Annotated in this window: 19 protein-coding genes; 9 read left to right on the plus strand and 10 right to left on the minus strand. The window is 59.0% G+C overall.

Annotated features, from left to right (window positions below):
* Window positions 1–204, minus strand: a 204-nt coding sequence (locus tag FE702_RS13450; RefSeq protein WP_147124864.1) for a hypothetical protein, incomplete at its 3' end; no start/stop codon positions are given.
* An 829-nt stretch (window positions 205–1,033) separates the two neighbouring features.
* Between FE702_RS13450 and rplJ the strand changes: the two genes are divergently transcribed.
* Both rplJ and rplL read left to right on the plus strand, forming a co-directional pair.
* Window positions 1,034–1,552: a 50S ribosomal protein L10 gene (gene rplJ, locus FE702_RS13455; RefSeq protein WP_147126847.1), complete on the plus strand. Its 519-nt coding sequence runs from the start codon at window positions 1,034–1,036 to the stop codon at window positions 1,550–1,552.
* A 41-nt stretch (window positions 1,553–1,593) separates the two neighbouring features.
* Window positions 1,594–1,974 carry a 50S ribosomal protein L7/L12 gene (gene rplL / locus FE702_RS13460; protein ID WP_147126848.1) on the plus strand — a complete coding sequence of 127 codons (381 nt, stop codon included), beginning with the start codon at window positions 1,594–1,596 and terminating at the stop codon, window positions 1,972–1,974.
* Window positions 1,975–2,068: 94 nt separating this feature from the next.
* Here rplL and FE702_RS13465 read toward each other — a convergent pair whose 3' ends face one another.
* The 7 genes from FE702_RS13465 to betI form a co-directional block, all read right to left on the minus strand.
* Window positions 2,069–2,389 (minus strand): DUF1801 domain-containing protein, encoded by a 321-nt coding sequence (locus tag FE702_RS13465; protein ID WP_147126849.1) that lies wholly within the window; start codon window positions 2,387–2,389, stop codon window positions 2,069–2,071.
* A complete protein-coding gene (locus FE702_RS13470; RefSeq protein WP_147126850.1) occupies window positions 2,382–2,786 on the minus strand; it encodes a VOC family protein in 405 nt (134 codons plus the stop codon). The genes FE702_RS13465 and FE702_RS13470 overlap by 8 nt, the downstream gene beginning before the upstream one ends.
* A gap of 49 nt (window positions 2,787–2,835) precedes the next feature.
* Window positions 2,836–3,375, minus strand: coding sequence for a helix-turn-helix transcriptional regulator (locus FE702_RS18635; protein WP_186827093.1), 540 nt, complete (start codon window positions 3,373–3,375; stop codon window positions 2,836–2,838).
* 221 nt (window positions 3,376–3,596) lie between these two features.
* A complete protein-coding gene (locus FE702_RS13480; RefSeq protein ID WP_147126852.1) occupies window positions 3,597–4,343 on the minus strand; it encodes an alpha/beta fold hydrolase in 747 nt (248 codons plus the stop codon).
* Window positions 4,344–4,379: 36 nt separating this feature from the next.
* Entirely contained in the window at window positions 4,380–6,038 is a 1,659-nt protein-coding gene (betA, locus tag FE702_RS13485) for a choline dehydrogenase (RefSeq protein WP_147126853.1), read from the minus strand.
* On the minus strand, window positions 6,038–7,498 hold the full coding sequence (gene betB / locus FE702_RS13490; protein ID WP_147126854.1) for a betaine-aldehyde dehydrogenase: 1,461 nt from the start codon (window positions 7,496–7,498) through the stop codon (window positions 6,038–6,040). The genes betA and betB overlap by 1 nt, the downstream gene beginning before the upstream one ends.
* A gap of 9 nt (window positions 7,499–7,507) precedes the next feature.
* The gene (gene betI / locus FE702_RS13495) at window positions 7,508–8,080 is read right to left on the minus strand and encodes a choline-binding transcriptional repressor BetI (protein WP_147126855.1); all 573 of its coding nucleotides are present in this window, start codon (window positions 8,078–8,080) and stop codon (window positions 7,508–7,510) included.
* Window positions 8,081–8,175: 95 nt separating this feature from the next.
* Between betI and choX the strand changes: the two genes are divergently transcribed.
* From choX to choV, 3 genes are all read left to right on the plus strand, one after another.
* The gene (gene choX, locus FE702_RS13500; RefSeq protein ID WP_147126856.1) at window positions 8,176–9,117 is read left to right on the plus strand and encodes a choline ABC transporter substrate-binding protein; all 942 of its coding nucleotides are present in this window, start codon (window positions 8,176–8,178) and stop codon (window positions 9,115–9,117) included.
* A gap of 83 nt (window positions 9,118–9,200) precedes the next feature.
* Window positions 9,201–10,040 (plus strand): choline ABC transporter permease subunit, encoded by an 840-nt coding sequence (gene choW, locus FE702_RS13505; protein WP_147126857.1) that lies wholly within the window; start codon window positions 9,201–9,203, stop codon window positions 10,038–10,040.
* Window positions 10,037–11,056 (plus strand): choline ABC transporter ATP-binding protein, encoded by a 1,020-nt coding sequence (gene choV / locus FE702_RS13510; protein WP_147126858.1) that lies wholly within the window; start codon window positions 10,037–10,039, stop codon window positions 11,054–11,056. The genes choW and choV overlap by 4 nt, the downstream gene beginning before the upstream one ends.
* Window positions 11,057–11,079: 23 nt before the next feature.
* On the opposite strand, the gene FE702_RS13515 is transcribed toward choV, so the two are convergent.
* Together FE702_RS13515 and FE702_RS13520 are read right to left on the minus strand one after the other, a co-directional pair.
* Window positions 11,080–11,751, minus strand: coding sequence for a helix-turn-helix transcriptional regulator (locus tag FE702_RS13515; protein ID WP_147126859.1), 672 nt, complete (start codon window positions 11,749–11,751; stop codon window positions 11,080–11,082).
* A gap of 20 nt (window positions 11,752–11,771) precedes the next feature.
* Entirely contained in the window at window positions 11,772–12,167 is a 396-nt protein-coding gene (locus FE702_RS13520) for a RidA family protein (RefSeq protein WP_147126860.1), read from the minus strand.
* A 155-nt stretch (window positions 12,168–12,322) separates the two neighbouring features.
* Here FE702_RS13520 and FE702_RS13525 point away from each other — a divergent pair, with 155 nt between their 5' ends.
* The 4 genes from FE702_RS13525 to rpoC all read left to right on the plus strand — a co-directional run bounded on the left by FE702_RS13525 (window position 12,323) and on the right by rpoC (window position 23,041).
* On the plus strand, window positions 12,323–13,069 hold the full coding sequence (locus FE702_RS13525) for a gamma-glutamylcyclotransferase (protein WP_147126861.1): 747 nt from the start codon (window positions 12,323–12,325) through the stop codon (window positions 13,067–13,069).
* Window positions 13,066–14,139: a dipeptidase gene (locus FE702_RS13530; RefSeq protein WP_147126862.1), complete on the plus strand. Its 1,074-nt coding sequence runs from the start codon at window positions 13,066–13,068 to the stop codon at window positions 14,137–14,139. The genes FE702_RS13525 and FE702_RS13530 overlap by 4 nt, the downstream gene beginning before the upstream one ends.
* A 461-nt stretch (window positions 14,140–14,600) precedes the next feature.
* Window positions 14,601–18,740: a DNA-directed RNA polymerase subunit beta gene (gene rpoB / locus FE702_RS13535; RefSeq protein ID WP_147126863.1), complete on the plus strand. Its 4,140-nt coding sequence runs from the start codon at window positions 14,601–14,603 to the stop codon at window positions 18,738–18,740.
* A gap of 53 nt (window positions 18,741–18,793) precedes the next feature.
* A complete protein-coding gene (gene rpoC, locus FE702_RS13540) occupies window positions 18,794–23,041 on the plus strand; it encodes a DNA-directed RNA polymerase subunit beta' (RefSeq protein ID WP_147126864.1) in 4,248 nt (1,415 codons plus the stop codon).
* Window positions 23,042–23,117 lie beyond the last annotated feature (76 nt).

Here is a 23,117-nt window from a genome sequence, read left to right on the forward strand (position 1 = left end):
AGCGTTGACGGATGCCATACCCAGCACGTCACCGCTCAGGCTTTCGATCTGGACAAAGCCTTCACCGGTGGTGCGGACCTGGTCGATGTTCACGAACGAGGCGCGGTCATCGATGTCTTCCAGGATGCCCAGCGAGTTGTTGGCGGATGCTGCGCCTGCGGTCAGAGCGATGGCGGTAGCGGCGATTGCGAAATGCTTGAACATGGGTTCTTTCCTTTAGTCATGTACCCCGGATTTGGTCGGTGGGGCGGGTTGAGTTTCTTTCGGAACACTGTGGCGGTGGTCGGTGCCGCCGTCCGATGATGAAGAGTTGGGAGCCGCATCCCGAGTTGTGAAGGCACAGCCCATTCACATAAAAATGTGCGCCAATTGACGGAACCATTCCCTTGAATTCGTTTCAGCACACCATTGTGTGCCGAAATGTGCGATCAGTGTCCGTTGCCTGTGCATTAGGGGCAGAAACCGGGATTTTTGGCGTGATTTGCAAGTTTTCAGCCGCGGGTGCAATTGTTTCAAACCGCTCACACCGCCCCTGAAAAATCTGCAAAATCGTTGTTTAAACGAAAAAGTTTTTTGCGCGATTGGCGGTGTTTTCCTGTTTGATGGCTTGAAACAGAGGTCTTGTCCCGGTCGATTGGCCCCTAAATTCGGGTGTTCTGGCTCGCTATTCTGCAAACGTGCAGCGGTATCTGCGGCAACAGAGGACTGATAAGACGTCTCTCCGGGCTCCCATTGCCAACTTTTCCGGCTATCCGTTTGCCAGCGCCGCCGCCTCTGTGGATTTGATATTGACGATGATGCAGCTCGCGTGCATACGCAGCGCCTGTCGTGCGGAGGATTTCGTGCGGCATTCGTCCGAGACGGTGGGTTGGAGCAATCCAATAATTCCTGCCTGAGACGGGAAAGACCAATTCTCCTGAGGCTCCTCCAAGGAGCGGATTGAGCGTTGCCCGTTCGGACTCTGTGGTCACCTCGCAAGAGGGGGCTGAAATTGAGCCGGAGGGGGCAACCCTTCCAAACTTGGAGTAACACTGTGGATAGAGCCCAGAAAGAGAAAGTGGTCGAGGAACTCGGCCAAATCTTCGAAAGCTCTGGTGTTGTCGTCGTATCGAAATACGAAGGCATGACCGTCGCAGAAATGCAGGACCTGCGCGCGCGTTTGCGCGAAGCGGGCGGGTCCGTGCGCGTTGCCAAAAACAGGCTCGCCAAAATCGCCCTTCAGGGGAAACCATGCGAAAGCATGGCCGACCACCTGACGGGCATGACCGTTCTCGCCTATTCCGAAGACCCCGTGGCAGCAGCCAAGGCGGTCAAGGCGTTCACCAAAGACAACAAGAAATTGGAAGTCTTGGGTGGCGCAATGGGCGACACGGCACTGGATCCCGCCGGGGTCGATGCTGTCGCTGAAATGCCATCGCGCGAGGAGCTCATTGCTACCATCGCGGGCATGATCGGCGCACCTGCATCGGGTATCGCGGGCGCCATTGGCGCACCTGCTTCGAACATCGCAAGCATCCTGTCGACGATCGAGGAAAAGGCCGAAGCGGCCTGATCCTGACGCTGGAACACACATCTTAATTGAAAGAGAGAACAATGGCTGATCTCAAAGCACTCGCGGAAAGCATCGTCGGTCTGACCCTGCTGGAAGCACAAGAACTGAAAACCATCCTCAAAGACGAATACGGCATCGAGCCTGCAGCCGGTGGCGCAGTCATGATGGCGGGCCCAGCTGGCGACGCCGGCGGTGCAGCTGAGGAAGAAAAGACTGAATTCGACGTCGTTCTGGTTTCCGCCGGCGCATCGAAAATCAACGTCATCAAAGAAGTCCGCGGCATCACCGGCCTGGGCCTCAAAGAAGCAAAAGAGCTGGTCGAAGCCGGCGGCAAAGCCGTCAAAGAAGGCGCAGACAAAGCAGAAGCAGAAGACATCAAAGCCAAGCTGGAAGCAGCTGGCGCCGAAGTCGAGCTCAAGTAATCACGTCCCCATTCGGGGATTTGATGGCCCGCTCCTGGAAACAGGGGCGGGTTTTTTTATTGGGCGGCGGCCCGTGCGTGATTTCACGCACCGCTCACAATGCGGCGGCAGACTGCAGAAACCCCGCACAATCCTTGGCTCTTATGTCGTCCAAGGCGGTCAGCTTGATATGCCTGCGCGCCTTGCCGCCACCTTGAAGAACCCCGTTTGCGTCCGGCAACTGCGCACCATAGGTGAATTCAAGCGAGACATGCGCCTCATAGGCAAACACGCCGCCGATACGGCTTTTGGGGTTTCCCTGCTCCAGTTCGATCACCATCCCGCCATACATCTCGCGTAGGCTAGCGTCGGGCAGGGTCTCGGCGACCAACTCAAGCAAAGCTGAACGGATCGCATCAATGCTTGGGTCACGCATCTTCGTTAGGTGGCCTGATTGGTGACGCAATCTCAACCAGACAGCCGTTCAGGTCGCGGACATAGGACACGGTTTGCCCCCACGGTTTGTCATCTGGCGGGCTGACAGGCATGCAACCTGCGGCGATTGCTCGGTCGTAGGCCGTGGCCACATCGTCTGTGACAAAACACACCTCCCACCCGGCGGCAGGCCCCTTTGGGTCGTTAGGAACGATGGAGAGGCCGTTCATTTCCGCGGCTTCAAGGCCTGCAAAGGCCAGCACGGTGTCACCGGTGTCCAGCTCTCCGTAGAGATTGCTTTCGTGGATGAAGCGGCGGCTCAGGCCAAATGCAGTTTCATAAAACGCGACCGCGTCCGGCACGTCGGTGACGTAGATGATGGTGTATCCGAGTTTCATGCGGCCAAACTAAACGCGCTTGACCGGCGTGGCTTGAATAATTCGGACATCAGGCCGGAAAGAGCGTCGGTATGGAGAGTTCCTGCGGAATTGCTGAAGGCGCAAAGCCTCCAAAACGCCGAAAGGCGCGCGCAAGGTGGGCCTGATCAGAATAGCCCCCTTCGTAGGCTGCTGCAGTGAGGGGCAGTCTGCCCACGCGGATCAGCTTGAGTGTGCGGTGAAACTGAACCAACTGAGCGTAGGTTTTGACAGAAAGGCCGAGGTGGTCGCGAAACACCCGGTTCAGGTGGCGTGTTGACCAACCGGCAAAAGTGGCGAGCCTTTCGATCCTGATCCGTCCGCCCGAGGCATGGATGGCGTCGATGAGGCCGGGCAGACGTGAGTCGGCTGTGTTTTTTGTCAGCGTAGCAAGCAAATCAGTCAGTGTGCCGATCCCCGTCGTGGCGCCCAACCCGGGGATCAGATCAACGGCGGCCTTTCCTCTCAAAACGGTGTCTTGTGCTGTGTTCAAACGGTCCCGCCACACGGTGACGCCATATTCGGGTCTGAGCCGGACACCCACCCACGTGTCGCCGGGTTGAAATGTCACCCAATAGGGTCGCGTTGCCGGACCGGTAACCACAGGTACTGGGTTTCCCTGCGACCCTCGCAAGATCAAGTCGCAGCGCCCGTCGGGCAGAACAAGGCTGCGTCCTGTCGTTGTGGCCGTATAGCTCCAATGCGCCTCGACGCAGCGCGAGGTTTTCGGCGTGACGAGTGTTTCGTGATATCCGGCGGGGATGGGGATCGCTAAAGGTCCTGTTTGCTCGTTTATCCGTCCAGCAAGACGTGCGTCAGTGTTGAATAATGCTCTGCGTCGTGCACGCGTGTGAGTGTCGCGCGCTCGCCAAAGGCGGTGGCAAGCGCATCTGACATGGCTGGTGGCGACCAGGTATCCTTTGTCCCGTGCCACAGGTTCACCGGACAGTTTATGCGCGCGATCAGGTTGGACCAGTCCTGCACATAGGCGGTCACAAATGCCTGATAGGTGCGCCGGTGTCGGACAAGGCTGTTGTGCAAGCCCGTTTTGAGCACCGTCTGAAAGTCTGGGTCAGCCAGCAAAGCCTGCTCGGCGTCCCCGCATCGGGCAAAGAGCAGGTCCATCAGTGTTTTCGGCGCAATGCGCGTCATCAGGCCTTGCGCTCGCGCGACCAGCCCCAGCAACCACGGTCGGCGCAAGGCCATCTCGAACACCGGCTTGCCGGCCATATGCGGTAGAAACTCCCCCAATTGCAGCGGTGCAGCCGGTGATATCAGCGTGAGACGTGACACGAGGTCCGGGCAAACCGCCGCGATCCTGAGCGCCGCCATCGCACCGATGGAAAAACCGACAACGTGGATTGGTCCGTCAGAATTGCCTTCGACTGCGAGAGCTTTGCGAATGTCCGATGCGTTGAAATAGGGACCCAGCTTGAACAGGTCCAGCGGCACAATCCGGGCATTCGGGTTAGCCATCGTCAACAGGTCAGCATCGGCCGGGCTGCCCGGAACGCCGTGGCAAAACAGGAAAACTGACATGAACCGAACCCTCGTGACCTCGGGCAGATCTTTAGTCTAGCGCTGCGCGGTTTGCCACTCTGGGTGCCACCATGGCTGGGCGTTCGAGGGCGGCAAAGGTGCGCGTCCCAGAATATGATCGGCGGCCTTTTCGCCGGTCATGATCGACGGTCCGTTCAGGTTGCCATTGGTGATGCGCGGAAAGATCGAACTGTCCGCGACGCGCAGGCGGTCCACGCCGATGACCCTTGTTTCAGGATCCACAACGGCCATTGGGTCGTCCTTGCTGCCCATCTTGCATGTGCCGCAGGGATGGTAAGCGGATTCGGCGTGGTCTCGGATAAAGGCGTCTATGGCGTCATCAGACTGTGCATCATCACCGGGTTGAATCTCGTGGCTGCGATAAGGGGCGAATGCCTCTTGGGCGAAAATCTCGCGCGTCAGGCGGATGCATTTACGGAAATCGATCCAATCCTGTTCTGTCGACATGTAGTTGAACAGGATGCTGGGTGCGGTGTTTGGATCGGCGCTGTTCAATGTAACCGATCCACGGGATGGCGACCGCATTGGTCCGACATGTGCCTGATAGCCGTGCCCTTCGGCGGCGACCTGCCCGTCATAGCGAACCGCAATGGGCAGGAAGTGGAACTGGATATCCGGGTAATCGACGCCCGCACGGCTGCGGATGAACCCGCAGCTTTCGAACTGGTTCGACGCGCCGGGACCGGTACGGGTGAATAACCAGCGCGCGCCGACATAGGCCTTGCCCAGAAGGTTCCAGTATTTGAACAGACTCACAGGTTGGCTGGCGGCCTGCTGAACGTAGACTTCAAGATGGTCTTGTAGGTTCTGACCCACACCGGGACGGTCTGCGACAACGTCGATGCCGTGCTTAGAAAGGTGCGCGGCGGGGCCGATACCGGACAACATCAAAAGTTGGGGTGAGTTGATGGCGGAGGCAGACAGGATGACCTCTGCGGCTGCTGTCAGCACCTCAACTTTGCCGCCTCGGCTGATCTCAACTCCGGTTGCGCGCCCGTCTTCAATGACAACCCGCCGTGCCTTGGCGCGGACCACCGTCACACGTCCCGTGGACATGGCGGGTTTCAGATAGGCTTTGGCGGCGGACCAGCGTTCGCCATCCTTGACGGTCATGTCGAAGGGGCTGAACCCTTCTTGTTGTTGACCGTTGTAATCCGGCGTGACGGGGTATCCCGCCTGACGGCCCGCCTCGACAAAGGCGTGGGTCAGCGGGTTTTCACGTGGACCGCGCGTCACGTGCAGTGGCCCATCGGTGCCGCGCCATGACGGGTCACCGCCATGGCCGCCATCGTCCCAATGCTCCATCCGTTTGAAGTATGGCAAGACGTCGGAATAGGCCCATCCAGATGCACCGCTATCGGCCCAGTGGTCGTAGTCGCCCGCATGGCCGCGCACATAGATCATGCCGTTGATCGAGGATGATCCCCCGATGACCTTGCCACGCGGCACGACGAGCCTGCGCCCCCCCAGATGCGGTTCCGGTTCGGACTGATAACCCCAGTCGTAGCGCTTCATGTTCATGGGGTAACTCAGCGCACCCGGCATGTTGATGAATGGCCCCCAATCGGACCCGCCGTATTCGACGACGATCACCGACCGCCCGGCCTCGGCCAGACGATAGGCAATCGCGCACCCGGCGCTGCCAGCGCCGACAATGACGTAATCAGCCTGCATCAGAACGGCGCTTCCGCCGGGGCCATGCCCACGTAGACAGACTTCAACTGAGAATAATGCTCAATCGCGGCTTTGGAGTTTTCGCGGCCAACCCCGGATTGTTTGCTGCCGCCAAAGGGGACTTCGACTGGCGCGAGGTTGTAGGCGTTGATGTAGCAAGTCCCGGCCTCGAACCCCGAAACCATGCGGTGTGCGCGGCTCAGGTCGCGGGTGATCACGCCAGCGGCCAGCCCGAATTCGGTGTCATTGGCACGCGCCAGCGCCTCTTCCTCGGTCTTGAAGCTGAGGACGGACAGAACCGGGCCAAAGATTTCTTCGCGCGCGATGGTCATGTCATCGGTCACATTGCGGAACAGGGCAGGGGTGATCCAATAGCCGTCTTTGTCCAAAGCAGTCCCGCCGGTGACCAGCTCGGCCCCCTCGGACACGCCTGTTTCGATATAGCGTTTCACGATGTTCAATTGCGCCTCGGACACCATCGGCCCGATGGTTGTTGTCTCGTCCAGCGGGTCTCCAATCACCGCATCCTGCATCCGTTCAACCATACGGGCGCAAAAGGCGTCGACCAGCCCTTCTTGCACAAAGACACGCGTGCCGTTCGAACACACCTGACCCGTTGAGTAATAGTTGCCAAGGATGGCTGCGGCACACGCAATCTCAAGGTCGGCATCATCAAAAATCACCAGCGGGGATTTTCCGCCCAGTTCCATCGTCGCGTGCTTCATGCCTGCCGCAGCGGCGGCATAAACCTTGCGTCCGGTAGGAACGGACCCGGTCAGAGACACCTTGGCGACACGAGGGTCCTCGATCAGGGCCGTGCCGACGGGGCCGTATCCCTGAATGACGTTATAGACACCCGCAGGTGCGCCTGCCTCAGTCAGGATCTCGGCGACCTTGAGGGCCGAGAGCGGCGTTGTCTCGGACGGTTTGAACACCATCGTGTTGCCACAACACAGCGCTGGCGCACCTTTCCACGCGGCGATCTGCGTTGGATAGTTCCACGCCCCGATGCCCACGCAGACACCCAGAGGTTCCCTGATCGTATAGGCAAAGTCGCCACCCGGGAGTTGGACATGTTCTCCGGTCAGGCTTCCGGCCAGTCCCCCGAAATACTCCAGAGCATCGGCAGCAGAAGTTGCATCAGCCACTAGTGTCTCTGATAGGGGCTTGCCGGTGTCATAGGTTTCCAGAACCGAGAGGTCATGGTTGCGCTCACGCATGATGTCCGCCGCACGGCGCAGGATGCGCCCCCGCTCTGTACCGCTCATCGCGGCCCATTCCGCGCGGGCTGCGTCAGCGGCCGCGAGCGCCTGTTCGATGATTGCAGGCGTCGCGGCATGCAATTTGGCAATCACCTCGCCAGTGGCAGGATAGACAACGTCGATCGGATCCCCGGCGGTGTCTTCAACATACTGACCGCCTATGAAATGCGACGCTTCAGGCTGGGTAGGGTAGGGCATGATCGGATCTCAGTGTTGGTTCGGGGCGGCAATCGCCTGATCAAGATATCGTTCGACAAGGGCCGTGGCGGCCACAGCGTCCTGCGCTGAAAGAGCCTGTCGGATGTACAGGCCGTCGATCATGGCGCCGATGCTTTCGGCCACGACAAATGGATCGCTCACATTCAGTTGGCGCAGATCGTGCATCAGGGTGGATCGCAGGCGACGGCGGTAGACGCGCAAGAGGTTGGCCGCGTCAGCGCTTTGCTGCGCGGTCACGTAGAAAACCAACCATGCGCTCACCACGCGGTTTTCAAAGTTGCTGGGGGCAAAGCTTGCTCTGATCACGGCATGCAGGCGTTCCGCTGGCGTGGCTGCGCTGGACAGCAAACGCCGCACCTCTTTCTGGTATTCGCGCAGGATGTGGCGCATCGCCCCCAGAAAAAGCTGCTCCTTATCGCCAAAATAATGAAAGGCCAGCGCCGATGAGACGCCTGCACGCTTTGCAATCTGGCTGACCGTGACAGAGGCGCTACCGGCATTGCCGATCTCTTCTATCGCGGCGCGGACCAATTGATCGCGGCGGGTGGCTTCAACTCGCATTGGCGGCCTCGGGCATGTTAACGGTTGCATACAGACGGTAGACGGGCATTAATTGACTCGTCAATCAACAAACGAAACAGCTAGGAGATTTCGACATGACGCTCAAGGGGAGCCTTTCCGCATTGGCCATCATGGCCGCAGGCGCGGCCCATGCAGGGGGCCATGGCGCATGTCAGACTGTGACCTTCTCGGATGTTGGCTGGACCGACATCACCGCGACGACGGCTGCGACCTCGGTCGTGCTGAACGCGCTGGGTTATGACACCGAGGTTCGGGTGCTTTCGGTGCCGGTAACCTACACGGCGATGGCCGAAGGGGATGTCGATGTCTTCCTCGGCAACTGGATGCCTACGATGGAAGGCGACATCGCCGCCTATCGCGAGGCCGGTACTGTCGACACGGTTCGTGCGAACCTAGAAGGCGCGAAATATACGCTGGCGACCAATGCGGCCGGTGCCGCGCTGGGCATCGCCGACTTTGCTGATATCGCTGCGAATGCAGATGCGCTGGACCAGACGATCTATGGAATCGAGCCTGGCAATGACGGCAACCGCCTGATCATGGACATGATCGAAGGGGACGCATTTGGTCTGGGTGCAGCGGATTTTGATATCCGCGAAAGCTCTGAACAGGGGATGCTGGCGCAGGTTGATCGTCTGACGGGCGATGACGAACCCATTGTGTTTCTTGCGTGGGAACCGCACCCGATGAACGCGAATTTTGATCTGACCTACCTGACGGGCGGCGATGATTTCTTTGGTCCGAACCTTGGTGGTGCCACGGTGTTTACGAACACGCGCGCAGGCTACACGACCGAATGCGCCAATATGGCTGCGTTCCTCAACAACCTCGAGTTCTCGCTTGCCATGGAGAACGAAATCATGGGCGCAATCCTGAACGATGGTGAGGACCCAGAGGATGCCGCGACCGCATGGCTGCAGGCCAACATGGGCGTGCTGGACGGTTGGCTGAATGGTGTCACCACCTTTGACGGTGGCGACGCGATGGAAGCCGTGAAGGCTGCCTTGGAAGGCTAAGCAAGACCTGAAAGGCGGGCGTCACAGCCCGCCTTTTTCCATGCGCAGCGCAACGACCCGCACCGACAAAGGAGCCCCACATCGTGGAGTGGCTGACAGAGTACAAGATACCGGTTGGTGATTGGGCCGAAGCCGGGTTTGACTGGGTGCGCGACAACGCGGACCCGTTGCTGGACGCAATCTCTGATGGGATGGAGGCGATGATCGACGCCATCCTGTGGGTGCTGCAAACGCCAAACCCGCTGATCGTCGTTGCCGCCTTCGTCGCCCTGACATGGGTGCTTCAGCGGAACTGGAAGATCTGCGTTTTCGTGGCGCTGGGATTTCTGTTCATCCTGAACCAAGACTACTGGGAGGAGACGACAGAAAGCCTGACCCTGATCCTGTCAGCCTGTGTGGTTTGCATGGGGATTGGCGTGCCTATCGGTATCCTTGCCGCGCATCGACCACGGCTCTACGCGGCGATGCGGCCTGTGCTCGACCTCATGCAGACGCTGCCGACATTTGTTTATCTGATCCCGGCGATTGTGTTCTTTGGCATTGGAATGGTGCCCGGCCTGATTGCGACCGTGATCTTCGTGCTGCCCGCGCCGATCCGGTTGACCTATCTAGGCGTGTCATCCACACCGCAGTCGTTGATCGAAGCCGCGCGCGCCTTTGGCGCCACCAACTGGCAGACGCTCTATAAGGTCGAGTTGCGCTATGCGTTTCCTCAGATCATGGCGGGGCTGAACCAGACTATCATGCTGTCGCTGTCGATGGTGGTGATTGCAGCGCTGGTCGGGGCAGATGGGCTTGGCGTCCCGGTGGTGCGGGCACTCAATCAGGTGAACACCTCGTTGGGCTTTGAATCCGGCATTGTCATCGTCGTTGTCGCAATCATCCTTGACCGGATGCTGAACCTTGGGGCGCGCGACAAATGACGGCGGTCAGTATCGATAACGTGTCGATCGTATTTGGTGCAAACCCCGCCAAAGCGCTGCCGCTGATGGATGAGGGGCAGGACCGCGCCGAGATTCAGGCGGCCACCGACCAAGTGCTCGGCGTCCATAACTGTTCGATTGATGTGGATGAAGGCGAGATCCTTGTGCTCATGGGCCTTTCCGGATCGGGGAAATCGACACTGTTGCGGGCCGTGAATGGTCTGAACTCGACTGTCCGGGGCAATGTGACGGTGCGCAGCGGCGATTGGTCCTGCGATGTGACGAAGGCCTCGAAACAGGATCTGCGCCGCGTGCGCCGTGAATGCGTGGCGATGGTGTTTCAGCAATTCGGCCTGCTGCCTTGGCGCAGTGTGCGCGAAAATGTTGGGCTGGGGTTGGAGCTTGCCGGGCAAAGCCGCAAGGACCGCAACGCCAAGATAGAAGAGCAACTGTCGCTGGTCGGTTTGTCCGACTGGGCCGACCGCAAGGTGGGTGAGTTGTCGGGTGGCATGCAGCAGCGTGTTGGGCTGGCCCGCGCCTTTGCAACTGATGCGCCGATCCTTCTGATGGATGAACCGTTTTCTGCGCTTGATCCACTGATCCGGAATCGGTTGCAGGATGAGTTGCTTGAACTGCAGGCACGCTTGAAGCGGACGATCATCTTTGTCAGTCACGATCTGGATGAGGCATTCAAAATCGGCAACCGCATCGCCATCATGGAGGGCGGGCGGATTGTCCAGTGTGGAACGCCCAAAGAAATCTTCTCGGCTCCTGCCAATGACTACGTTGCTGATTTTGTCGCCAACATGAACCCGCTTGGGGTTTTAACAGCCGCCGACGTGATGGAGCCGGGTACGGCCAGCGGCCCGACAGTGCCCGCAAGCGCACCTGTTGAGGATGTGATCGGATTATTAGGCGCAGATGACGACCTGTGTGGCGTGATTGATGATGGTAAAGTGGTGGGGCAGGTCACGCGCGCTGGTTTGTTGCGCAAATTGCTCGACCCGCGCGGTTAATCCGATCTTTTCGGCAAGAGCATTTATCGATCTTCGGCTGCCATAAACGCGCTGACGCTGCGACTTGGGTCGTCTTCGAAGCGGTCTTCCGTCACCTCCAGCGCGCTGATCCTGTCCTGCCGGAACGTACGGAAGTCCTGACGCAGCTCGCACCAGCCGGAAAACATCCAGCCATCTGCCATGGTCCAAACCAGCAGGGGACGCACGCGGCGTTCGGCGGCGATGCCCCGTGCGTTGGTATAGCCAAACTGTAGAACACGGCGGTCGCGGATCGCCTGCCGGACCAGCGCAAGGTTATCGGCGTCGTCCCGCACGCGGTGAATATTGAAGAATGGCGCATCCGCCAGACGCCGTTCCTCTGGGTCGGGCAGCGCCGCTTGCAGTTTGGCCCGCACCTCCCGCGCCGCGCTGGCCAAGGCCGGGTCGCCGGTCCGTTCCACGAAAGACAGCCCAATCGCCAGTGCATCCAACTGATCGTTGGTGAAGGTCGTGTTGGGCATGTCGAAGCCGGGGCGAAGCATGTACCCAATCCCGGCTTCTCCGTCGATCGGCAGGCCTGAAGCCTGCAGATGCGCGATGTCGCGGTAGATCGTGCTGATGCTGACCTCAAACGCATCGGCCAGATCGGACGCGCGGGATATGTCGCGCGTCCGCAATTCATTGACCAATCGAAAGAGCCGTTCAGCACGTCGCATGATCTACCTCTAACACGGCGTTACGCGGCTGCCACGGCTTCGATCTCGAACATCAGGTCCGGCAGGGCAAAGCGGTTGACGCCCAAGAGGGTCATTGGCGGGGCGACCTGATGCGGCCCGAACCGCATCCCCATCAGATCGAAATTGGCCAGCGCCGCATCGACATCGGTCGCGTAGACCCTCAGGTTGATGACGTTGCTCAGATCCATATCCGCACCTGCCAGCACAGCTTCGAGATTGTCCAAAGCCAATGCAATCTGAGCGCGCATGTCACCGGCATGCTGCGGGGCGCCGTTTTCATCGACCGAGGTCTGACCGGCGCAGATGACCTGCCGGCTGACATCTGAAATGACCTCGGCCTGATTGTAGCCGACGTTCAGCGACCAAGGCCAAGGGTTCACGGGAGAGCGTTGCATGTGATCTATCCTTTCATGTTGCTGATCCCCATTCACCACACCCCTCCTGTCACCGTGGTGATAGGAGAGTGAGAAGAGATGCGATTTTTCTGGACCGCGCTGCATCGCCCGTTCAGGGTCGATGAGTTGTGCGCTGACAGGAAAGAAAGGCTGATGTGACGGAAAACGACCCTTACGCCCACTGCCCGGAACTGCGCGGACTCATCAAACCGCCTGAGCAATCGTTCTTTCGCGATTTCACGGCAGAACGGCTGTTTCGCGATTTTCCGCAGATGGAAGAACACAGGAGCTGGCCATATCCCGACCCGGTGCGAGAGGCGCTGCGCCGCGACGCCTTGGCCGAGCATGACGGCGACCTTTGGGTCTTTGCCTACGGGTCATTGATGTGGGACCCGGCGTTCCACTTTGCCGAAGTCCGCCATGCCATGGTCAAGGGGTTCCAGCGCCGCATGATTCTGCAGGATTGGCGCGGCGCGCGCGGCACGCGGCAGGCACCGGGTTTGATGGCCTCACTGGATATCGGGCATCGGTGCGAAGGATTGGCCTTCAGGATTGCGCAGGACCGCGTCGAGGCTGAGACCGAGAACCTGTTTCGTCGCGAAATGATTGCGCCGGGCTATCATGCGGTCTTCGTGGATGCTCAGATCAATCCAGAAACGGTGCCTGCCCTGACCTTTGTGGCAGATCATTCGGTTGATGAAATCATGCCGGACTTGTCGAGGGAGCAACAGATTGAATGGATCGCGCAAGGGCAGGGGTTTCTGGGCACCAGCCGGGATTACCTCGCCAATATCGTATCGCAATTCGCAGCGCTGGGGATCGAGGATGCTGAATGTGCCGCGTTGCTGCGCGACGTTGACGCTCGGATCGCTGGTCATGCTGCAAGAGGCCACGGACCATGACCATTCCCTTCTTTGACGGCCACAACGATTTCCTTTTGCGTCTGATGAAATCACCAGCCGCGCGTGAGGATACCTGGCTAACAAGGGGAGAGAGCGGACATCTTGATTTGCTCCGCATGAAAGAGGCGGGCTTTGCGGGAGGGCTGTTTGCCATTTTTGTGCCGCCGATCTCTGATGGACCACCACCGGATTTTGCAGCGCTAATGGTCAACCCGCCTTATGACATGCCATTGCCGCCGCTGATGGACCACGCCACCGCGCAGCCCACCGCGCTGACCATGGCGGGGCTCTTGCATTGGATGGAGCGTGCGGCCCCGGATGATTTTTGGGTGTGCCGAACCGCCGACGATATTCGCAGCGCGATGGCACAAGATTTGATCGCAGGTGTGATGCACATGGAGGGGGCTGAGGCCATCGGTCCGGACCTCGATGCGCTATACCTGTTTTACGAAATGGGGCTTCGATCGCTTGGCCCTGTCTGGAGCCGTCCGACGATCTTTGGCCATGGCGTGCCAATGTCGTTCCCGGGGACGCCCGATATCGGTCCGGGGCTGACCGAAGCAGGCAAGGACCTTGTCCGGCTATGCGCTGAGCTTGGTATCCTGATTGATCTGTCTCACCTCAACGAGGCAGGGTTCAATGATGTTGCGGCGGTCACGGACGCGCCTTTGGTTGCCACGCATTCAAACGCGCACGCGCTTTGTACCTCGCCGCGAAATCTGACGGATCGGCAACTCAACATGATCCGCGAACGTGAGGGCATGGTGGGGCTGAACTTTGCCACCTTTTATCTCAACTCAGATGGCCGGTCTGATCCGGGCTTGGGATGGGAGGTCATGCTGCGGCAGTTGGATTACCTGATCCACCAGCTTGGAGAGGACCATGTGGGCTTGGGGTCAGATTTTGATGGGTGCATCCTACCGGACGTGATTGGCGATGTGACAGGAGTGCAGGGCCTGTTCGATGCGATAGCTCAGCATGGCTATGACGATGCGCTGATAGCAAAATTGGCTTGTGACAATTGGCTGGCCTGCCTTGATCGGGTGCAGGGAACCGGCGGCACTTTTTGACGGCCTGCAAGCGCATTATAGCAACCCAAACGGCTCCGAAGCCCCGCCGCCACGGGCTCCCGTGACGAGTGAGACCGTCAAAATACTCGACAGAATTGCCGAGTTGTGGCAATTTCTGGAAACAACCTTGGAACGGAATCCGCCGTCAGGGGTTGCGATTTAACGGTTCTCCAACTATCTCGCAGGTTCCGGCGGGTTCGAGCGATTCGAACCCGCTGTTTTGCGTCTTTTAGGTTAAGGAGCCGAACTCACCTACATTTCCCCCTAAGACGCCCTCTCAAAGCAAGCAGCCTTCTAGGTCCAAAATGTGGATTTCGCAGGCTTTTTCCTTGGAAAGGACGTGGTCGGGCGCATGGCATTGGGCCGCTATGCAAGTATAGACCCTTCTTTTTCGGTCTTTGATGGTTGGCAGCCGGTGCCCCGACGGCGTGTCGACAGGCAAAGATGGAGTGCGACTACGCATGGCACAATCGTTCCTCGGACAAAAACGACTGCGCAAATATTACGGCAAGATCCGCGAAGTGCTGGAGATGCCGAACCTCATTGAGGTGCAAAAATCTTCTTACGACCTGTTCCTGCGCTCGGGCGAGGCTGATCAGCCCACCGATGGCGAAGGCATCATGGGCGTGTTCCAGTCGGTCTTTCCGATCAAGGACTTCAACGAAACCGCCGTTCTGGAATTCGTGAAGTACGAGCTGGAAAAACCAAAATACGATGTCGAAGAGTGTATGCAGCGCGACATGACCTATTCAGCGCCGCTGAAGGTCACTCTTCGCCTGATCGTCTTTGATGTGGACGAAGACACCGGTGCGAAATCGGTCAAGGACATCAAAGAGCAGGACGTCTTCATGGGCGACATGCCTTTGATGACCCCGAACGGGACGTTCATCGTGAACGGCACCGAGCGTGTGATCGTGTCCCAGATGCACCGCTCGCCGGGCGTGTTCTTTGATCACGACAAGGGCAAGACGCACAGCTCGGGCAAGCTGCTCTTTGCCTGCCGCATCATCCCATATCGCGGCTCGTGGCTCGACTTTGAATTCGACGCAAAGGACATTGTCTTTGCGCGTATCGACCGCCGCCGCAAACTGCCTGTGACAACCCTGCTTTATGCTCTGGGTCTGGATCAGGAAGCGATCATGGACGCGTATTACGATACCGTCGACTACACCTACGAAAAGGGTCAGGGCTGGGTCACCAAGTTCTTCCCGGAACGTGTCCGTGGGACCCGTCCGACCTATGACCTCGTGGATGCCAAGTCCGGTGAAGTGATCTTTGAAGCGGGCAAGAAGGTCACGCCACGCGCGGTCAAAAAGATCATCGACGAAGGTGAAATCACCGAACTGATGGTTCCGTTCGAGAACATCGTCGGCAAGTTCGCAGCCAAGGACATCATCAACGAAGAAAACGGCGCGATCTACGTCGAAGCCGGTGATGAGCTGACTTGGGAAGTGGACGCGAAAACCGGTGAGGTCATCGGCGGCACGGTGAAAGAGCTGATCGACGCGGGTATCACGACGATCCCAGTGCTCGACATCGACAACGTCACGGTTGGTGCCTACATGCGCAACACGCTGGCGCAGGACAAAAACATGTCCCGCGACACCGCGCTGATGGATATCTACCGCGTGATGCGTCCGGGTGAGCCGCCAACCGTCGAAGCGGCGTCGACACTGTTCGACAGCCTGTTCTTCGACAGCGAGCGCTACGACCTGTCGGCTGTTGGCCGCGTGAAGATGAACATGCGTCTGGCGCTGGATGCCGAAGACACCGTGCGCACCCTGCGCAAGGAAGACATCGTATCCTGCATCAAGGCCCTCGTGGACCTGCGCGACGGTCGCGGCGACATCGACGACATCGACCACCTCGGCAACCGCCGTGTCCGGTCTGTCGGCGAACTGATGGAAAACCAGTACCGCGTTGGCCTGCTCCGCATGGAGCGCGCGATCAAGGAGCGTATGTCGTCCGTCGAAATCGACACCGTCATGCCTCAGGACCTGATCAACGCGAAACCAGCAGCGGCTGCCGTTCGTGAATTCTTCGGCTCGTCGCAGCTGTCGCAGTTCATGGACCAAACCAACCCGCTCTCCGAGGTTACCCACAAACGCCGCCTCTCGGCGCTTGGCCCCGGTGGTCTGACCCGCGAACGTGCAGGCTTTGAGGTGCGCGACGTTCACGCCACGCACTATGGCCGGATGTGCCCGATTGAAACGCCGGAAGGCCCGAACATCGGTCTGATCAACTCGCTGGCGACCTTTGCTCGTGTGAACAAGTACGGCTTTATCGAAACACCGTATCGCCGTGTCGAAGGCGGGCAGGTGACCGATGAGGTCAAGTACATGTCCGCAACCGAGGAAATGCGCCACATCGTGGCTCAGGCGAACGCCAACCTCGATGAGAACGGCAAGTTCGTAAACGAACTGGTCTCGACCCGTCAGAACGGTGAATACACGCTGGCCCAGTCCGAGGCCGTTGACCTGATCGACGTGTCGCCGAAACAGTTGGTTTCGGTCGCAGCATCGCTGATCCCGTTCCTTGAAAACGACGACGCCAACCGCGCTCTGATGGGCTCGAACATGCAACGTCAGGCGGTTCCGCTTCTGCGTGCCGAGGCACCGCTGGTCGGTACCGGCATTGAAGAAGTTGTGGCCCGCGACTCCGGCGCGGCGATCATGGCGAAACGCGCAGGCATTATCGACCAGGTCGACGCCCAGCGTATCGTTGTGCGCGCCACGGCTGATCTGGAACCAGGCGATCCGGGCGTGGACATCTACCGTCTGCGTAAATTCCAGCGTTCGAACCAGAACACCTGCATCAACCAGCGTCCGCTGGTGAAGGTGGGTGACACGGTCGGCAAAGGTGAAGTTCTGGCCGATGGTCCGTCCACCGATATCGGTGAACTGGCGCTGGGCAAGAACGTGGTCGTCGCCTTCATGCCGTGGAATGGCTACAACTACGAAGACTCCATCCTGATCTCGGAACGCATCACGCGTGATGACGTCTTTACCTCGGTCCATATCGAGGAATTCGAAGTCGCCGCACGTGACACGAAGCTGGGGCCAGAGGAAATCACCCGCGACATCCCGAACGTCGGTGAAGAAGCGCTGCGCAACCTCGATGAGGCTGGCATCGTTTACATCGGCGCCGAGGTTGGTCCTGCGGACATCCTCGTTGGTAAGATCACACCAAAGGGCGAAAGCCCGATGACGCCAGAAGAGAAACTTCTGCGCGCGATCTTTGGTGAGAAAGCCTCCGACGTCCGCGACACATCCCTGCGTCTGCCTCCGGGTGACTTCGGGACGGTTGTTGAGGTCCGCGTCTTCAACCGCCACGGCGTGGAAAAAGACGAACGTGCCCTGCAGATTGAACGGGAAGAGGTCGAACGCCTTGCCCGTGACCGTGACGACGAACTCGCGATCCTTGATCGCAACATCTACGCGCGTCTGCGGTCGATGATCGAAGGCAAGACCGTCGCCAAAGGTCCAAAGGGCATCAAGTCGGGTGACACGATCTCGGCGGACATGCTTGAGGCTCTGCCACGCAGCCATTGGTGGCAGCTGGCGCTGAAGGAAGAAGCCGACGCGCAAATCGTAGAAGCTCTGAACGAGCAGTACGAGGCGCAGAAGCGCGCGCTGGACGCACGTTTCGAAGACAAGGTCGAGAAAGTCCGCCGCGGCGACGACCTGCCACCGGGCGTGATGAAGATGGTCAAAGTCTTCATCGCCGTGAAGCGCAAGCTGCAGCCGGGCGATAAGATGGCCGGTCGCCACGGGAACAAAGGGGTTATCTCCAAAGTCGTTCCCATGGAAGACATGCCATTCCTGCAAGACGGCACGCCGGTTGACTTCGTTCTGAACCCGCTGGGCGTTCCATCGCGGATGAATGTTGGTCAGATCCTTGAAACCCACATGGGTTGGGCATCGCGCGGTCTGGGTATCCAGATCGACGAAGCTCTGCAGGAATACCGCCGTTCTGGCGACCTGACACCTGTTCGTGATGCGATGAAAATCGCCTATGGCGACGATGTCTATGACGAAGGCATCGCTGGCATGGACGAAGATCGCCTGATCGAGGCGGCTGGCAACGTCACAAACGGTGTCCCAATCGCAACGCCAGTCTTTGACGGTGCGAAAGAGGCCGACGTGAACAGCCAGCTGGTCAAGGCGGGCTTCAGCGAGTCGGGTCAGTCGATCCTGTTCGACGGCCGCACGGGCGAGCAATTCGCGCGTCCTGTGACCGTGGGGATCAAGTACCTGCTGAAACTGCACCACCTTGTGGACGACAAAATCCACGCGCGTTCGACTGGGCCATACAGCCTCGTCACCCAGCAGCCGCTGGGCGGTAAGGCGCAGTTCGGTGGTCAGCGCTTCGGTGAGATGGAGGTCTGGGCTCTGGAAGCTTACGGCGCCGCCTACACCCTGCAGGAAATGCTGACCGTGAAGTCGGATGACGTCGCAGGCCGGACCAAGGTCTATGAAAGCATCGTGAAAGGTGAGGACAACTTCGAGGCCGGCGTCCCGGAATCGTTCAACGTTCTCGTCAAAGAGGTCCGGGGTCTGGGCCTGAACATGGAACTGCTGGACGCGGAGGAGGATGAGTAAGCGCCTCGCGCTTGCTCCTTTCCCTTCAACGTCCATGCCAATGAGGTAACCTAATGAACCAGGAACTCTCGACCAACCCATTCAACCCGCTGACCCCGCCGAAGCAATTCGACGAGATCAAGGTCTCTCTCGCCTCGCCCGAGCGTATTCTCTCGTGGTCCTTTGGTGAGATCAAAAAGCCAGAAACCATCAACTACCGGACGTTCAAGCCCGAGCGTGACGGCCTTTTCTGCGCGCGTATCTTTGGCCCGATCAAAGACTACGAATGCCTCTGCGGCAAATATAAGCGCATGAAGTATCGCGGCGTTGTCTGCGAGAAATGCGGTGTGGAAGTCACGCTGCAAAAGGTCCGCCGTGAGCGTATGGGCCACATCGAACTGGCCGCGCCCGTTGCGCACATATGGTTCCTGAAGTCGCTGCCATCCCGGATCGGCCTCATGCTCGACATGACGCTCCGCGATCTGGAACGGATTCTGTACTTTGAAAACTATGTGGTCATCGAACCCGGTCTGACCGACCTCACCTACGGGCAACTGATGTCCGAGGAAGAATTCATGGATGCCCAGGACGCCTATGGCGCCGACGCATTCCAGGCCAACATCGGTGCCGAAGCCATCCGTGAAATGCTGTCGATGATCGACCTTGAGGCCGAAGCCGAGCAACTGCGCGCGGATCTGGCCGAAGCCACGGGTGAACTGAAGCCCAAGAAGATCATCAAGCGCCTGAAGATCGTCGAGAGCTTCCTTGAATCCGGCAACCGTCCGGAATGGATGATCCTGACCGTCGTGCCTGTGATCCCGCCAGAACTGCGCCCGCTGGTGCCTCTGGATGGTGGCCGCTTTGCGACGTCCGACCTCAACGACCTTTATCGTCGTGTGATCAACCGGAACAACCGTCTGAAGCGTCTGATCGAACTGCGCGCGCCTGACATCATCGTCCGCAACGAAAAGCGGATGCTGCAAGAGTCGGTTGACGCTCTGTTCGACAACGGCCGTCGTGGCCGCGTGATCACCGGTGCCAACAAGCGCCCGCTGAAATCGCTGTCGGACATGCTGAAAGGTAAGCAGGGTCGCTTCCGTCAGAACCTTTTGGGTAAGCGCGTCGACTTCTCGGGTCGTTCGGTCATTGTGACGGGCCCGGAGCTGAAGCTGCACCAATGTGGTCTGCCCAAGAAGATGGCGCTCGAGCTGTTCAAGCCGTTCATCTACTCGCGGCTTGAGGCCAAAGGTCTGTCTTCCACAGTGAAGCAAGCCAAGAAACTGGTCGAAAAAGAGCGTCCAGAGGTGTGGGATATCCTCGATGAGGTGATCCGCGAACACCCTGTCATGCTGAACCGTGCGCCTACGCTGCACCGTCTTGGCATTCAGGCGTTCGAACCCGTCCTGATCGAAGGCAAAGCCATTCAGCTTCACCCGCTTGTTTGTTCGGCGTTTAACGCTGACTTCGACGGTGACCAGATGGCTGTGCACGTCCCGCTGAGCCTTGAGGCCCAGTTGGAAGCGCGTGTTCTAATGATGTCGACGAACAACGTTCTGTCGCCAGCAAACGGCGCGCCGATCATCGTTCCTTCGCAGGACATGATCTTGGGTCTCTACTACGTGACCCTGATGCGCGAAGGCATGGCTGGCGAAGGCATGACATTCGGGAGCATGGAAGAGGTCGAGCACGCGCTTGGCAACGGCACCGTGCACCTGCACGCCAAGATCAACGCCCGTGTGAAGCAGATCGATGAGCATGGCCAAGAGGTCTATGAACGCTTTGAAACGACCCCCGGTCGTCTGCGCGTTGGCGCGCTCTTGCCGCTCAACGCTAAGGCACCGTTCAGCCTGGTCAACCGCCTGCTGAAAAAGGGCGAAGTGCAGAACGTCATCGACACGGTCTACCGTTACTGCGGTCAGAAAGAGTCGGTGATCTTCTGTGACCAGATCATGACGCTGGGTTTCCGCGAAGCATTCCGCGGCGGGATCTCGTTCGGTAAGGACGACATGGTCATCCCAGACAACAAATGGGACATCGTCGACGGCACCCGCGATCAGGTGAAAGAGTTCGAACAACAGTACATGGACGGCCTGATCACTCAGGGCGAAAAGTACAACAAAGTGACGGACGCTTGGTCGATCTGTAACGACAAGGTCACCGACGCCATGATGAATACCATCAAGGCGACCCGTAAGGACGAAAATGGCGCAGACATGGAGCCGAACTCGGTCTTCATGATGGCCGACTCGAAAGCACGGGGTTCGGTTACTCAGATGAAGCAGCTGGGCGCGATGCGCGGCCTGATGGCCAAGCCGAATGGCGAGATCATCGAAACGCCGATCATCTCGAACTTTAAAGAAGGTCTGACCGTTCTTGAGTACTTCAACTCAACACACGGTGCCCGGAAGGGTCTGTCGGATACCGCTTTGAAGACTGCGAACTCGGGTTACCTGACACGTCGTCTGGTGGACGTCGCACAGGACTGTATCGTCCGCGAAAAGGACTGTGGCACCGAACGTTCGATCACCGCGCAAGCGGCAGTGAACGACGGCGAAGTCATCTCGTCTCTGGGTGAACGTATTCTGGGCCGGACGGCCGCAGAAGACGTGCTGCGCCCCGGCACGGATGAGGTTCTGGTCGCCAAGGGTGAACTGATCGACGAACGCAAGGCCGACATGGTCGAAGAGGCCGGTGTGCAGACGATGCAGATCCGCTCGCCACTGACCTGTGAGACCGAAGATGGCATCTGTGCCACCTGCTACGGTCGTGACCTCGCACGCGGTACGCCTGTGAACCAAGGTGAGGCCGTCGGCATCATCGCGGCGCAGTCGATCGGCGAACCCGGGACACAGTTGACGATGCGGACCTTCCACATCGGCGGCGTTGCTCAGGGTGGCGGTCAGCAGTCTTCGCAAGAGAGCAGCCAAGCCGGTAAAGTTGTCTTCCGCAATTCCAACGTCCTGGAAACGGCGGCTGGCGCTCTGCTGTCGATGTCGCGCAACATGGTTGTCGCTGTCGAAAGCGAAACCGGTGCAGAACTGGCCTCTTACAAGGTTGGTTATGGCTCCAAACTGCTGGTCAAAGACGGTGACACCATCGAACGCGGTGCGAAGCTGTTTGAATGGGACCCATTCACTCTGCCGATCATCGCCGAGAAAGACGGTACTGCGAAATATGTCGATCTGACCGCCGGTGTTGCCGTGCGCGAAGAAACCGACGAAGCGACCGGCATGACCCAGAAAATCGTGGCCGACTGGCGCACTGCGCCAAAAGGCAACGAACTGGCTCCAAAGATCATCATCGCTGGCCCAGATGGCGAGCCGATGAAGCGGGAAGACGGCAACCCACTGGCCTACGCCATGTCGGTTGACGCGATCCTGTCGGTCGAGGACCAGACGGAGGTCAAAGCAGGTGACATCCTGGCCCGTATCCCGCGTGAGGGTGGCGGCACCAAGGACATCACCGGTGGTCTGCCACGGGTTGCGGAACTCTTTGAGGCTCGGCGTCCAAAGGATCACGCGATCATCGCCGAAATTGATGGCTACGTGAAATTCGGCCGCGACTACAAGAACAAGCGCCGCATCGCGATTGTTCCAGCGGACGAAACCATGGAGCCTTCGGAGTACATGGTGCCAAAGGGCAAGCACATCCCAGTTCAGGAAGGTGATTTCATCCAGAAGGGTGATTACATCATGGACGGGAACCCTGCACCGCACGACATCCTGTCCATCATGGGTGTCGAGGCTCTGGCCGATTACATGATCGACGAGGTTCAGGCCGTCTATCGCCTGCAAGGTGTGAAGATCAACGACAAGCACATTGAGGTGATCGTTCGCCAGATGCTGCAGAAGTGGGAGATCTTGGACTCTGGCGAGACAACGCTGCTGAAAGGCGAGCATGTCGATAAGGCAGAGTTCGACGCGGCGAACGAAAAGGCGATTGCCCGTGGCAAGCGTCCGGCGGCAGGCGAGCCGATCCTTCTCGGGATCACCAAGGCCTCGCTGCAGACCCGCTCGTTCATCTCGGCGGCGTCGTTCCAGGAGACCACACGTGTTCTCACCGAGGCATCTGTCCAAGGTAAGAAAGACAAACTGGTTGGCCTGAAAGAGAACGTCATCGTGGGTCGTCTGATCCCGGCTGGTACAGGTGGCGCAACGCAGCGCGTCCGCCGCATCGCCCAGTCGCGCGATAACGTCGTGATCGAAGCACGCCGCGAAGAGGCCGAAGCCGCCGCAGCACTGGCCGCACCTGTGGGTGACGACGTGGTCGGCGGAGACGAGTTTGACGCCTTCATCGTCGACACGCCAGAGAGCCGCGAGTAAGCGATTACTGCACAAGCATTCAAAGGGGCCGTCCATTTGGGCGGCCCTTTTTCTTTGCGGGCAAAGACTCTTGCCA

It is taken from the genome of Shimia ponticola (assembly GCF_007995215.1).
Taxonomy (GTDB): Bacteria; Pseudomonadota; Alphaproteobacteria; order Rhodobacterales; family Rhodobacteraceae; genus Shimia_B; species Shimia_B ponticola.